Source organism: Streptomyces sp. Tu 2975 (assembly GCF_009832925.1).
Classification (GTDB): Bacteria; Actinomycetota; Actinomycetes; order Streptomycetales; family Streptomycetaceae; genus Streptomyces.
Genome location: NZ_CP047140.1, coordinates 927,926 through 941,947, shown reverse-complemented (window position 1 = coordinate 941,947; position 14,022 = coordinate 927,926). Strand labels below are relative to the sequence as shown.

At 68.6% G+C, this 14,022-nt stretch carries 8 protein-coding genes; 1 reads left to right on the top strand and 7 read right to left on the bottom strand.

The window, feature by feature from the left end:
• Positions 1-35 precede the first annotated feature (35 nt).
• From polX to GLX30_RS04045, 6 genes are all read right to left on the bottom strand, one after another.
• Positions 36-1,763 (bottom strand): DNA polymerase/3'-5' exonuclease PolX, encoded by a 1,728-nt coding sequence (gene polX / locus GLX30_RS04070; protein ID WP_159683618.1) that lies wholly within the window; start codon positions 1,761-1,763, stop codon positions 36-38.
• Between the two features lie 269 nt (positions 1,764-2,032).
• Positions 2,033-3,388, bottom strand: coding sequence for a hypothetical protein (locus GLX30_RS04065; RefSeq protein WP_159683616.1), 1,356 nt, complete (start codon positions 3,386-3,388; stop codon positions 2,033-2,035).
• Positions 3,388-3,738, bottom strand: a complete 351-nt coding sequence (locus tag GLX30_RS04060) for a hypothetical protein (RefSeq protein ID WP_159683613.1) — start codon at positions 3,736-3,738, stop codon at positions 3,388-3,390. Before GLX30_RS04060 ends, GLX30_RS04065 begins: the two co-directional genes overlap by 1 nt.
• 86 nt (positions 3,739-3,824) lie before the next feature.
• Entirely contained in the window at positions 3,825-8,516 is a 4,692-nt protein-coding gene (locus GLX30_RS04055) for a hypothetical protein (RefSeq protein ID WP_159683610.1), read from the bottom strand.
• Positions 8,513-10,552, bottom strand: a complete 2,040-nt coding sequence (locus GLX30_RS04050) for a CHAT domain-containing protein (protein WP_244257997.1) — start codon at positions 10,550-10,552, stop codon at positions 8,513-8,515. The genes GLX30_RS04055 and GLX30_RS04050 overlap by 4 nt, the downstream gene beginning before the upstream one ends.
• An 18-nt stretch (positions 10,553-10,570) precedes the next feature.
• On the bottom strand, positions 10,571-11,389 hold the full coding sequence (locus GLX30_RS04045; RefSeq protein ID WP_159683605.1) for a hypothetical protein: 819 nt from the start codon (positions 11,387-11,389) through the stop codon (positions 10,571-10,573).
• Positions 11,390-12,250: 861 nt separating this feature from the next.
• Here GLX30_RS04045 and GLX30_RS04040 point away from each other — a divergent pair.
• Positions 12,251-12,838 carry an isochorismatase family protein gene (locus GLX30_RS04040; RefSeq protein ID WP_159683602.1) on the top strand — a complete coding sequence of 196 codons (588 nt, stop codon included), beginning with the start codon at positions 12,251-12,253 and terminating at the stop codon, positions 12,836-12,838.
• Between the two features lie 368 nt (positions 12,839-13,206).
• Here the strand turns inward: GLX30_RS04040 and GLX30_RS04035 are convergent, their stop codons facing one another.
• The gene (locus GLX30_RS04035) at positions 13,207-13,995 is read right to left on the bottom strand and encodes an alpha/beta fold hydrolase (protein WP_159683600.1); all 789 of its coding nucleotides are present in this window, start codon (positions 13,993-13,995) and stop codon (positions 13,207-13,209) included.
• Positions 13,996-14,022 lie beyond the last annotated feature (27 nt).

The window sequence follows — 14,022 nt, the reverse complement described above, 5'->3', positions numbered from 1 at the left end:
CCGTCACCGCACCACAGCCGGGCGTCCGCGGCCCCTCAGGCGCCCTTCCTGCCCAGGAACCGGCGCAGCCTGGTCAGCGGCCATGTGTTGATGACGTCTTCCTTCGTCAGCCAGCCACGCTGCGCGGTCGCCACCCCGTAGCGCATGTACGGCAGATGCGTGATGGCGTGTGCGTCGGAGTTCACGGCGAACTTCACGCCGTACCGCTTCGCGCGCAGGATGTCCTCGTCGCACAGATCGAGGCGCTCGGGGTGCGCATTGATCTCCAGAGCGGTGTCCGTCCGCGCGCAGGCGGTGAAGACGGCGTCGAAGTCGGCGTCGATGCGCGGGCGTTTGCCGATCCGGCGGGTCGTGGGGTGGCCGATGACGGCGACGTGCGGGTTCTCGCAGGCGCGGACGAGACGGCTGGTGAGTTCCCGTCGGCTCTGGTTGAAATGGGAGTGGACCGAGGCCACACAGATGTCGAACTGCGCGAGGAAGTCGTCGGGCCAGTCCAGGGTGCCGTCCGGTCCGATGTTGAGTTCGGTGCCGTGCAGCAGCCGCATCGTGTGGTGCGTACCGTCGAGTGCCCGGACCCGCTCACGCTGGGCGAGGATCTTCTCCTTGGTCATGCGCTGCATGTACAGGTTGGGGGCATGATCGGTGACGGCGTAGTACGTGTACCCGCGGGCGGCAGCGGCGGCGACCATGTCCTCCAGGGGAGCCAGCCCGTCGGTGAAGTCGGTGTGCGTGTGCAGATCGCCGCGGATGTCCTGCTCCGTCAGGAGGTCCGGGAGCTCGCCGTGCAGTCCGGCCGCGATCTCACCGCGGTCCTCGCGCAGCGTCGGCGGTATCCAGGGCAGTCCGAGTCCGGCGTAGATCTCCTCCTCCGTCTCGGAGGTGACGCTTGCGCCGCTCTCGGCGTCGAAGAGCCCGTACTCGGACAGCTTGAGGCCTCGACGCACCGCGATGGCGCGCGTGCGGATGTTGTGGGCCTTGGAACCGGTGAAGTACTGCAGCCCCGCGCCCCAGGAGGCCGGTGGGAGGACCCGTAGATCCACCTGGAGCCCTGTGGTGGTGCGCACGGAGATCTTCTTCTCCCCGTGTGCGATGACCTCGGCCGTATGGGGAAGGGCCGTGAGGGCGTCCATGAACGGGGCGGACCGGTGCGCCGCCACCAGGATGTCGACGTCCCCGATGGTCTCCTTCATACGGCGCAGGGACCCCGCGTACGAGCATCGGACGCAACCGCGGATGTCCGAGAGCTCGGCGACGAGCTGTTCGGCGACATCCATGGCGGCGCTGACGAGGATCCGGCCCTCACCGGCCCTCTGGAGCACCGAGATGCCGTGCAGGAGGTTGCTCTCCGTCCGCTCTCCGAAGCCCTTCAGATCGCGCAGCCGTTCCTTGTGGATGGCGTCGAGCAGCTGGTCGACGGAGGCGACCTCGAGTTCCTCGTAGAGGATCAGGGCCTTGCGCGGCCCCAGTCCCGGAATCATGATCAGCTCGCGCACCCCGGCCGGCACGGACGCCCGGGCCTCCTCGACGACGGACATGCGGCCGGTCCGCAGGTACTCCATGATCTTGTCGGCGACGGACCTGCCGACGTTCGGGATCTCGCGCAGCCCCTTGGCATCGAGCTTCGAGACATCCTCCGGATGGCCCCCGACGGCGCGGGCGGCCTTTTCGTAGGCGCGCGCCTTGAACGCCTCCCCGCCCCGGATCGCGATGAGGTCGGCGTACTCCTGGAGCAGCGCCTCGACCTGGTCGTTGGCTCGGGCCATGTCTCCAGGGTGCCTCCGTTCGCCCTCGGCAGGCGCGCCGGGCGCCGGGGCGAGGGCCTGTGACACCGGCAGCACCTACCCGACACGTGGGTCGATGCGACCGCACATGGCATCCTCGCGGGACCTTCGGGACCCGTCGGAGGCGCTTACGCTCGATGCCGCCGGCCTCGCGCGCACCGCACCGCTGAACCCCCGCACATGGGACTGGCAGGTGCGCCCCACGGGATCAGGCGCTCGGATGGCGGACCCGAGGTGGCGGTTCGCGTTGATCAAGCCGCGCCGGTGGCGTTGGAATCGGCGGGCGCAGCGGGCACGCCGGCACGTTGAGCGCTCCGCGGTCCGGCTGCCGCTTCCATTGTCAGCAGGCCTGCGAGTTCCCGGCCGAGGGCCGAATCCCGCCTGACCGCCAGGTCCGTCGCACTTGCACCTCCACGCGGGCCCTTGGGTACGAGAGCCAGTACGTCGCGCATCGCCCGTTCCCCGATTGCGGCCTTCTGGTATGCGTCCGGGTCATGGATGAAAGCAAGGGTTGCTGCGGCGAATACGCCGGGCACGTCCCGCCTGCCGGACGAGAGGCGGCTGCGGAGCCTGTCCCGGGAGTCCGCGAGCCCGTTGGGCCGACGGAGACCGATCAAGGAGGCCAGTGTCCGGCCCCCCAGTTCTGTGAAGCCCTTGCCGAGCAGGGCCGCAACCACGGCTTCCGCCTCCGAATCGGTGGGCTGCGGCCGGCCAGGGAGGGCGGGCAGCGGGCCGGGCTCATCCGCGGTGAGGCAGGCCCGGCAGACCAGCGCCCGCATCCGGGGTGACGGGTACTCTCCGGCACCGGCATGGGGGTCGGCCCCGGCGGTGGTGAGGGCGTCGGACAGCGTCCACACGTAGGCCGTCCCGCATGCGAGTGCCGCGCACATGTCGGCGAATGCCTCCCCGATCCACGGCTCCCACACCGCGATGCGCCCCTGCGCCAGTCCCGTGTCCTCGCGCAGCCGTGTCACGAGGGTCGCGGTGAGACCGAAGTCGTCCTCGATGTGGTGGCCTGCTTCGTGGGCGACAGCCAGCAGGGACGGGATGTGGCGACTTGCCGACCAGGGAATCCCGATGACCGGAAAGGGCAGATGCCGACTGGCCCGGCGGCCTGCGCCGGTCCGCTGCCTGCCAGGGGCCAGCAGGTCCTCGAAGTCGCTGCCACGGGCGGAGGCGAACGGCACAGGCTGCCGGTTCAGGAAGGTCAGCGGCGGCTCCTTGAACACCGCCCCCGCTGTTCCTGTCGCCGCGTCCCGGACGGGGCGGTAGAGAGCCCAGGCCAACTCGTCGGTGACGGTCAACCATGCCCGGTACGGGTCGTGGTGGCGCAGCATCAGTTTGCCGCGGAAGAAGTCCCACACATGGTGCAGGTCCAGGACGATCTCGGCCCCCTTCGTGTCCTGATCGGCAGGCAGCATGGTGGACACGTGTTCCAGCGCGGTTGCCACGACCCTGGCGGCGCTCTCGATCTGCGATCGGTGCGTTGCCATCGGGGCGCTCTGCGCGATCTTCCGCCAGTCGTCGAGTTCGGACGTCAGCGCTTCCATGGCCTGGCGGACCTCGAACCGGCGCCGGGCGGTGTAGCCGGGGTCCGGGTCCACCATCAGGTCCGCCCCGGGGTACGCAGGGCGGCCGGGGTGGCGAAGAGCGCGGCGCTGAGGGTCTCGATGACGTCTTGGCCCCAGTCCACTTCGGCTGGAAGCGTGATGGGGGTCGTGGGTCGGCCGCCGCCGGTGGGCGCCGATCTCAGGGCGCGGTGCAGTTCGTGCAGCGGTTGTTCTTCCGCGACTGCTTGCGCGAGGAGCGTGGTCTGGTGGAGCGGTTTGCGGATCAGTCCGCATCCGACGACCGCCGGGGCGATACCCGAGGAGAAGAGGGTGGCGGCGAAGAGGTTGCGGAGCACGAGCTGGAGGGGGATGTCGGCCGGTGAGGCGGGGCGTGGCGGATCGAGCACGATCAGGGGTTGTGTGCCGGGTGCGAATCCCGCAAGCCACTCCACGAGACGGCTGGGTTCCAGATCTGATCCGGACGCCTTGCTCTTCAGGCGGTCACCATGGCTGAGTCCGGCGGGCGACAGATCGAAGTAGGGGATGGAGCCGCTCTTGAGTCGCAGGGGTGCGCTGACGTGCAGCAGGGCCGGGGGCCCTTGCGGGGGGGTGGGAGGGCTGCGGGCGCCCGCAGTCGCCGCACTGTGCAGCCGTGATTTTCGAAGACCTTGGCCGGTGCCCGGCCGAGTGCGGAGTGCGCCGATGCATCGCCGGAGTCGCAGTGGAGCATGAGGACCGACTTCGCCCCGTACTCCGACCTGGCCGTTTCGCGCAGTGTCCACAAGGCCGTGGCGACGACGACCGACACAAGTGTCTTGGACGTGTTGCTCATGTTCTTCGGCAGCGCTGCGACGACTCCTGCGGTGATGGCCGCGTCGGTGAGAGCACCGAACACTCCGTCGATCACCAGGTCGACTCCGTGCCCGGCCTTCAGCGCCGTCTGGAGAACGCGCGTGTCTGCCGACTCCGCTGCGTCAGGCAGGGTCCGGTAGAACACTGCGGCGCTTGCCTCGCTCGGCAGGTCGGCCAGTTCCCAGGGAAATGCGTGCAGAGCTGTGTCGTCGGACTGGAGCTGCAGGGCCGATAGCGGGGGGCGGCCTGGGTGAAGGACCTGAAGGCGTCCGCGGCCGGCTGCTGAAGCGTGACGCCAATCGTCCAGAAGCGAGCGCGCGATCAGAGTGGGGTCGGAGTCAGTGTCCCGCTTGAGGGTGGGAGAGACGACGCGTTCGGTCTCGGACGGAACGCGGAGAGGGGTGTGCCGTTCGGTTTCCTGGGAGTCGACGGGATGGCCGAGATGGGCTGCCATCCGGTCGGCGATCTGCTGGGTCGACGTGTCACCGAGCAGGGCGGCGCTGGAGCGCAGGATGCGAGCGGTCCACGCCGAAGGGCGGTGCACCTGGCTGAGGAACTCGGTCGCGGCTCGCAGCGGATTCTCTCTGCTGTCGGCCGGCTCGGCAGAAGCGTGCAGCCAGTGCGCCACCGCCGTCAGCAACGGAGCGTCCTGGGGGCTTGCTGAACAGAGGAGCCGGGTGAGTTCCCGGCCGGGCACGAGGCCGAGGCGCGAGTGGGCACGCGCCTGCCGCCATGCTTGCAGCGGTTCACCGGCAGGTGTTCTGCTGAGCGCTTGGTCGGCCTGGACGGTGAGCTCAAGCGCCTGGTTGAACTGCCCGCGGACTCGCGCGAACTCGGCGAGATACCTGCATTGCATCAGTTCGTCGGAGTTCAGTGGTTCAGGCCTGATGATGTCGTCGAAGAGGGGCTGGAGCAGCTCGAGCCCTTCGTTCTCGCCGTCGGCCGTGCCGGGGGAGGGACACCAGGAGAGGTGTTCCAGGACGGCGAGGCGTGCCGCCGGTGGCTGCATCTTCGCGAGCGCATCAGCCAGGTCGCTCACCCGCTCGGGGGCGGTGAGTACGGCGGCCACACCTCCCTGGAGCAGATCCTGTGGTGACGTCAGGGGCACCGCGCGCAGCGCATCGTCCACTTCGTATCCCTGACGGTGGAGCTCGGACCACAGCAGGGCACGTTGTACGGACCACGTGCCGGACACATCGGCGGTTCTCAGGAGGGTGAGCGCGATGGCGGCCTGATTCAGATCACCCAGATCGCGGGCGAGGAAGCGGGCGTACAGCAGCAGACACTCGGGGTGGCCGTGCGGAAAGCCGAGGTCGCTCCACAGGCCGGCCGCACGATCGAAGGCCGCTTGGGCGGTGTCCACGGCGAGGAGTTCACCGGCCAGGACGCCTCGGGCCATGAGATTTCTCGCCAGGTGCCGGTACTTGGCCGGGCCGCCGGCTTTCGCGAGAGCCGTGTCGGCTTCGTCCAGGGACGCGAGTGCGGCGCGGGAGCGGCCCAGTTGCCGATACGCCTGGGACAGTGCGAGGCAGGCTTCGGCCTGTTCGAGTGGAGAGGCGGCGTCCGGGTCCAGTTCGGTGAGGGTGGCGATGGCTCCGGTCGGTGTGAACGTGCGGAGTTGGTTACGGGCCTTGCCCAGGAGGGCCCGTCGTTGCAACGCCATCAGTTGGACGTTCTCGGCGGGGGGATCCGTTCCGGCGGCGGCCCCCAGGTTCACCGGAGTGGCGTCCATGGTGAGCACCGAGTCCTGCAATGCGAAGGCCTGGTCGAGACGGGTACCGCGTTCCAGTTCCTGAGCCAGCTCGAGGGCGATCAGCGCCTCACTGGTCGCGGCTCCGCGTTCTCGAGCGGTTGCACGTGCTCGTCGGTACGTGGATTCTGCGTCCGGGTGTGCGAGCGTCGTCTGGATGCGGGCGAGAATCGTCAGCAGCCGCTCACGCCACTTCCCGTCGGCCTCCGTCTCCAGTCCCGACCGGACGAGTTCCGCGGCCTCGGCGTGCATGCCCTGGCTGCTCTGCAGGCCGGCGCGGAGGATGACTTCGGCGCTTGCGACGGGGACCGGATCGGGTGCGTGCTCCCGGAGCCGGTCGACCAAGGCGAGGCGGTGTTCGATCTCGTTCCACATCGGGTCGGCCGAGTTGAACGCCGGATTGTCGGCCTGCTTCATGGCCAGGGACATGGCGATGGCCAGATGCGCCTGCACCAAGGTCGCATGGCTGATGAGTGGTTCGCCGTCCAGACGGAGTCGCGGTCGCCCGTCGTCCACGTACTCGGGTCCGAGGATCTCCTCGCTCAGCTCCCGCACGGCCTCGACGCGGTGATGATCCTGCATCCGTTCCACGGCGGTCCGCCACACCTGGGCGGCGTTGCCGGCGTCGACCTGGAACCGGTGATAGAGCGCCTCTTTCGTACAGGCCACCCATTGTTCGGCGTCCGTCTCCGCCAAGGCCTCGAAGTGCTCGATGAACGCCTGGTGCAGGTGTCGGGAGACAGGTTGGTCCGCCACCAGTTGGCGCATGGGGGCGAGTACGTTGGTATGGAAGACCACCACGGAGTCGTCGCCCGCGTGACGCGAGACCCAGGAGGACGTGCTCGCGTAGTCGAGCAGTCGCCGCCATGCCTGGCGGAGATCCTGCTCCGTCGGCGCCGTTGCCACGGTCGGGAAGATGTCGGCGCTTCCCTGCCGGTGATGGCGGTCTTTGCGCGGATTGTCGGCGCCACTCCTGCCACTGATCCCCGCTGCCAGCCAGGGTTCCATGACGGTGAGCGCCTCCTCCAGCCGTAGTCGGCGGGGAACGACTCCGTAGCGCAGCAGCCACCGCACGGCCGGGTCGTCGATGCGCTGGACCACGCGATCGATGAGGTAGCGCAGATGGGGCTCGTCGTGACCGCGTAGCTCCTTCTCCGTGATCGTGGGTTCCTGATCGATGGCATCGGCGTACAGGGCCAGCTTCAGGGGAAGACCGCCTGCCATGTCGGCCGCGGCGTGAGCGAGCTTGTTGTCGCGAATCCCACGTAAGCGGAGGTATCTCATCGCCTGCTTCACGCTCAGCGGTGCCACTTCGCTGTGCTTGGTCCGGCGTTTACCGAACGCGTCCATGGCCTGCGGCAGCTTCTCGCGCAGATCGTTCCGGCTGGCGAGCGCGAGTCGCAGTCCCGGGCAGCTCTGCAGCAGCCGTCCGAGCAATCGCAGAAACCGTTCCGCCTCCTGCTGGCCGTGCAGGAGCAACTCCTCCATGGTGTCGACGACCAACACCACCGGGGCTTGTGGACGTGCGCGGTTCAGCCTCTCGGTGAAGGCGGTGACCAGTTCCTCCTCGACGGCGGCGGAGTCCAGGGAGGCGATGTTCTGAGCTGCTTCCCTGGCAGGTGGGGAGGGTCGCCGTGCCAAGAGGATCCGGTAGGCGGCGTAGTCGTCCAGCCGTTCGAACGGTCGACCCGGGAGCCGTCTGTCGAACTGGTCGGCGATCTCCAACAGGACGAGCCATGGGTGCCGGCCCACGGCACGGGCGCTGATGACGTCGAAGTCGATCCGGGCGCACGGTACGTCATGCGGTACCGGTACGCAGTACCGGGCGACGATCCAGCGCAGCTGCATGGTCTTCCCGGCCCCGCCCTGGCCGTAGAGCTGCCAGACGCGCCGCCGTCCGCCCAGCCACCGTTCAATGTTCTTCTCGAGTCCTCTGGGCTCCAGGAACTGTGCCGAGCGGGCATAGTCCGCCGCCCAGTACGAGCGTGCTCGAACGTAGCCTGCGCGATCCGCGAGGACTTCCTGGAGTGCGGTCGGAAGTCGGGGACCGCGGTCGGCGTCGCCCAGGACGTCGATGAGGTCCTGGCAGGCGGGGAAGTCACGCAACCGGTCGGCTTCGGTGAACAGCCGCTCGAACGTCGAGCGGGCGGTATCCGGTGAGGGGAGCAACAGGTGGCGTAGCTCTTCGGTTTCGTCGCCGGCGGTTCGCAGATGGTCGGCGATGCGCGCTTCGAGCTGGTGCAGTCGGCCGGTGAGCTCGGGGCGGCCGGGGTCGAACCACTGGTGGAAGTAGCCGCTGCGCACCTCGTCGGCCAGCGCATAATTTCCGGGTTCGCCGGCGACCGGGTGCACCGTGCTGGTCGAGAGCAGGTCGTCCAGGGATGGAGTGGCGATCTCTTCCGCCGCCGCCCAGGGGTGCAGCACCTCGTCGTAGAGGGCGGAGGTGAAGGTACGGGCGACGGCGCAGGCCCGCAGGACGGGTGCCCAGGAAGGAGGCACGAGGGAACGGCAGATCGTACTGGGACTTTCCCCCGTGGCCAGCCTGCGGGCGATTTCCAGCAACGTGTCTGTGCCGTTGGTCATCGGCGCACCCCCAGGGCGTTGGCCGCTTCGAGCCACTGCGGCACATGCGGAGTCAACGTGTGGAACAGGTCGACGGCGAAGAACTCGCCCGCGGTCTCCTGGTAACTCTGCAGGAAGTTGAGGACCTTTTCATCAGGGACATACCCGAGTCGGCTGCTGTAGGCCCGCGCCAGCCGTATGAGCTCTGATGTTCTGAAATCGCCGACCTGGACTCGGCCGATCATGTGTGCGTCGGACTCGCGCAGGGCGGGGCTCACGTTCTCCTCGCGAGCGACGATGACGAGTCGCACCGAGGGCGGCTTGCCGTACGCAACGGGCTGGATCAGGCCCTCGTAGAGTTCGCCCGCGAGAGAGTCCGGCATGATGCACTCCGTGTGGTCCAGAGCCAGCACCAGCCGCTGGGCACCCGCGGCAGCGGACAGGGTGTCGAGGAATGCGGCGAAGATGCCGGCCTTCCGCTCGTCGGCCCGTGCCGCGTCGTCGTTGAACCCCCGCCCCTCGTCGACTTCGGGTCGATGCCCGTTCGGAGCCGTTCTCGCGCTGCCGAGGACGAGCTGGTTGAGTTCCGCATTGAACTTCGCGAAGGCGTCCTCAGGGATCGGGCACAGCTGATCGGGAGAGGTGGCCTGGTCACGGATCATCCGTAACACGGTCAGCCAGTCCTTGTTCCTCACGCCGCCCCCCGGCCGCCCCCCGGCCGGACCCGATCTGCCGGCCAGGTCCACGGAAACAATGTGATGTCCCCTCAGGAACCAGGTCAAGAGGCACCAATGAGCCAGCCATGTCTTGCCGGTCCTGTGATGACCGGTCTGTGAATGGCCGCTGATGACGAGCACTGAGCGATCCATGGCGGCGGGTGAGGCGTGCGGGGCGTCCACGGCCCACCAGGCCTGCCTCCGCTCCTCGGAACGGCCCACGAAACGGCGCAGCTCGGCGTACGGCCTGCTCCGGAGAATGTCGCGGAGGACGCCGGCAGGGGGGCGGAACGCGACGGGCAGTACGGCATCGGGGTCGCAGCAGGTCAGGAGCACCGGCAGCGCCCATACGCCGGTCCTCACGGGCATCCGGGCGAGCGCTGCACGAGCCGCGGCCACGCACATGTCCACGGGGTTCGACTCCGCCAGCCGTGCATAGAACGTGTCCGAAAACACCACAGCGGCATCCGACTCGATGTCAGCCTGCATGGACACCACGGCCCGTGCCCCGGCGTCGAGAAAGGCCCGGGCCACCCCACCGACCCAATCGGCGGGGTCCGCTGCTGAACGGCAGGCGTTGAGCACCACCAGCCGAGGCTGATGGGTGGCCAGAGCGGGCACATCGTCGGCCGTGAGGGACCAGGGTTCGCCCGACGTAGGGGTGAAGACCAGTTCGGGACCGCCGATGCCCGGGCGTGGCATGCCGTGAGCGATGAAGTGGAGGATGTGGGGCCGCAATCGGTCGATGGCGTCCGACAGCGCGGCCGCGCTCGCCGGATCATCGAGCACTTCCAGGTGAACATGTGCCGGAGCGCTCTCCAGAGCCCCGGACATGGCCGCGAGCTCCTGCTCCGCCAGGAGCTCCTCGTCGTGCGCCGGAGTGCCGATGACGACCAGCACCCGTAGCGGCCCCAGCTCCTCCGGGCCGGCCTCGACCGTTGCAGCCGTCCCACGTCTGATCAGCAGTTCAGGCCTGTTCCACAGCCACCATCCGTGCTGCCACATCAGCTCCCACGGCAGCCCTCTCAGTTCGGGGGGCTCGACCTCGAACACCACGCGAACGGGGTCCTGCCGTGTTGCGCCGCCGCGGAGTCGGTCCCACTGTGCCGCCAGACCTCCGTCGAACAACGCACGGCACAGGACGTCTCCGGCATCCCGGCGGAGGCCTTCATCGGCGTCACGATCGAAGACCGTGTCGAACCCACGTTCAAATTCGATGCATCCCAGCAAGCAGGAGCTCTCATGAGCCCCGTCCACCGACAGATGGACCGTGTAGTCGCCCTCCCTGCCTCGCCCTGAGCCGAACGAGCCGGCGATTCGCAGAACAGCCTTGCTTGCCATCGTTTCTCTCGCGCAGCGCTACCGGTCAGTGGTCCCGAAAGGCTGATCGTCCGCACCGAGGACTTCGATGACTGATCGGGGGTCTTCGTGTGCGTCTTCGACCAGCGCGGGAGGAACCGGGACCGGGCCTGCGCCGCGTCCTGGCTGCCGCGGACCGTAGTCCTGCTTCACCTTGCCGAACCAGCCCTTCTTGAGGCCGACGACACGGAAGAACGGAGTGCACCCCTCGTTGTTCGTCCACTCCAGGCCGAGGCCTTTCGCCCGCGCCACCGAGACTCGGCCTGCCACGTCGGCGAGGCCGAGCTGCGCCTGTCCGGCCCCCGCTTGCAGACGCAGTTCGGCGGATGCGCCGGTACCCGCGGCCGTAAGGACCGTGCCCGACTCCGCGACGATCACGTGCGTCACTGCGAGCAGGGTGTCGTCCCACGTCTCCCACGTGAGGCGCACGAGTGCTTCAGCGACGGCGCGCTCGTCGGTCACGCCGTTCTCGACCAGCCCGCGGTAGACGATGAGAGCGGACTCGTCCTTCTCGAAGGTGACCAGGGCCCCGAGGTCGGCAACCGCCAGCGCGGTGACCCCGTCCATGGCGACGCCGGCCGTTTTGAACCGCACGGACACGGAGCCCTGCGTGGCGTACATGTAGTGGTTGTGCGGGGTGCCGCCACGCGCGGCAAATGTCACGCCGCGATCGGAGAGGGCGCCGGCGGGTCGGACACGGCTGTCCGAAACATGAAACACATCCCCCAGGTGAACCGGCTGCGACAAAGGCCACGTTGTCCACCAGCCTCGCCACACATCACGCACCGCGTCCCGATACACCTCGTACGACTTCTTCACCCGTCCCCCATCACCATGCCGAACCGTGTGATGCACAGTACTGGCGCCAATACGCTGTGTGTCCGGACTTACGCCAAAAAGGAGGTGCCGGCGGCGCATTGGCGTTGATGCCGCCCATGCCGGACTGAGGCGTTCCAGGCGCCGGAGCGTGCGTCGGTTCGCGATCGCTCTGTGCGGTGGACCCTCGTCGCGGCCCTGACGCGCCAGATCGTCCTGCGTGACGCGAGTGCCCTTGACGGCCGGCCTGTTCGCAGAGGCCGCGAAGCGGGGCGAGGCGGACCTGACGCCGGTCGGTGCCGACCGGACGGAAGTTCGCCACGGGCTGTCGTAGTTACAGCGATCACGGCGAGGCTTCGAGGCGCGTTGCGTAGGCTGGCGACGTGGTCGCGGTGGACGAGTGGGTGGGGGCGGCGCAGCCCCCTCCGAACCCGACCTGGCGGCGCGTCAGGAAAGTAGGCCGCCGGCTGCCACGAGGTCGCCGAGCGTACCGGCCCGGCCGAGGAGTCCTCCACGCTCGGGGTCCTGCTCACTCCGCGCCGCGACGGGGTGCGGCCTTGATGGGTTCCTGGACGGTTTTCCCCATCGCTCGAAGACCCGCCCATGACGTCGGCTCACGGCCGTCGGTAGGCCGGGACAGGTGCGTACCTGTGCAGCTACCACCACGCTTCGCCGATGTCGCTGTGCGGTGGCGGCACGCCACCGGACGGGAGCCCCGGCACTTCACCGTCTTCAACTGCGAATCGTTCCTGCGGTGAATGTTCTGGGCCGTGTGGGTGAGCGCCGCCTTTCCAGACCTTCTGACAGACCTGATGAGCCGGTAGAACGCGGGGGTCGTTTCCGTCGTACCGAAGGGTGTGCGTGATGAGCCGAGGCTTGATCGTGGTGGATGTGCAGAAGGACTTCTGTGAGGGCGGCAGCGTTCCTGTCGCCGGTGGCGCGCGGATCGCGACGGCGATCGCCGATTTGGTCGAGCAGAGCGCTGGTGGCGAATACCAGTACGTCGTCGCGACCCGGGATCACCACATCGACCCGGGAGGCCACTTCTCCGACAGCCCCGACTTCCGGGACAGCTTCCCCGTCCACTGCGTGGCCGGAGGCGAGGGTGGAGAATTCCACCCCAACTTCGCCCCCGCCGTCACCGGAGGCAAGGTCGACGCCGTCTTCTTCAAGGGCGCGCACAGTGCCTCCAAGAGCGGCTTCGAAGGAGCCGACGAACAGGGCGTCTCTCTGGCCGACTGGCTGCGTGAGCGCGGAGTGGAGGACGTCGACGTGGTCGGCATCGCCACGGACCACTGTGTGCGTGCCACGGCGCTGGACGCCGTGAAGGCCGGCTTCCGGGCACGGGTCCTCCTGGAGTACTCCGTGGGTGTCGCCCAGGACACCACGGCAGCGACCCTTGATGACTTCCGTCAGGCCGGCGTCGCGGTCTCGGGCACTGTGCCCGCGTAGGAGTTCCCGTCACCGGCGGGCCGGGCCGGGCGACACCAGCGGAGAGAGCTTCAGCGATGACTGCGGACCGGGTTGTTCGTCGAACAGGGCTCCAGCAGGTAGATGTCCGCCCCCACATAACGTCGGCCAGTTTGACCAGCCACACCGTCGCCGGATTGCTTCCGGCGTCCCCGCTCCTTTTCAGCCGCGTCCATGCGACAGCCGCGTGTGTGCGCACGGACGTCACGGCGCGTGCTTGCGCACCGCGTTGCTTCCCCACGCGTAATCAGGAACGGCGCCACCGCCATGCCCGCTTCACCGTCCGTGCCCCTGAGCATGGGGTGCCTGGCGCTTCATCCGGATCGGCAGCCGCTCTGGGCGGCCCGCTGTCATGGTCGCCCTGTTGTGTAGCGCCGAGCGGCGTGGAGGTCTTTGACGAGCCGCTCGGCCAGCGCCCCGGCCTGGTGGGTGGGATACGTGTGCGTGCCGGGGAAAAGTCTGACAGTGACGGGCTGGAGGACGAGATCGCTCCATGCGTCCAAGTCGTCGGTGCGTACCAGGGGATCGTCGCGGCCGCCGTACACGGCCAGGGGCAGGTCGAGCGGTGGCTCGTGGAGGTGGCGGTACTGAAGGGCCATGAGCAGGTCCGCGACGAACGGGATGGCGGCCTTGAGGATGCGGCGGTCGCGGGGGAGATCGTCCGGTAGGGCGCCCAGGATGTGCGCCAGCCCCTGGCGGCTGTCCAGGAACAGGGGCGTGAGCATCGTGACGAGGCTGTCGTTGTGGACAGCGGGTAGCGCCGAAAGGGCCAGGAGCACGGGTGGGCGGCAGCTCGCGCGGTGGAGCGTGCGCGCGGTCTCGTAAGCGAGGAGAGCGCCGAGGCTGTGACCGAACAGGGCGAAGGGCCGGTCGTCGTCGCTGTGGCGGATCGCATCGGCCACGATCCGAGGCATCTGCCGTGGGTCGGTGAGAGGCGGCTGGTCGGCCAGGTGCCCGCGGCCGGGCAGGTTGACCGCGTGGAGGTCGACGTTGGGCGGGAGGCGTTGTGCGAGCGGGCGGTAGAAGGCGGGGGTGCTGCCTGCCGGTCCGATGCACAAGAGCCGTGTGGGGGCGTGTGGATGGTCCGTGAGGGCCGTGAGCACGGGCTGACCGGCGTTCGCGTGGGTGTGGGGTTTCACGATGCCTGTCCTGGGCTGGAGGAGGTG

Coding starts and splice junctions, on each gene's coding strand:
- polX (WP_159683618.1), bottom strand. CDS start 1,763: ATGGCCCGAGCCAACGACCAGGTCGAGGCGCTGCTCCAGGAGTACGCC.
- GLX30_RS04065 (WP_159683616.1), bottom strand. CDS start 3,388: ATGGTGGACCCGGACCCCGGCTACACCGCCCGGCGCCGGTTCGAGGTC.
- GLX30_RS04055 (WP_159683610.1), bottom strand. CDS start 8,516: ATGACCAACGGCACAGACACGTTGCTGGAAATCGCCCGCAGGCTGGCC.
- GLX30_RS04050 (WP_244257997.1), bottom strand. CDS start 10,552: ATGGCAAGCAAGGCTGTTCTGCGAATCGCCGGCTCGTTCGGCTCAGGG.
- GLX30_RS04040 (WP_159683602.1), top strand. CDS start 12,251: ATGAGCCGAGGCTTGATCGTGGTGGATGTGCAGAAGGACTTCTGTGAG.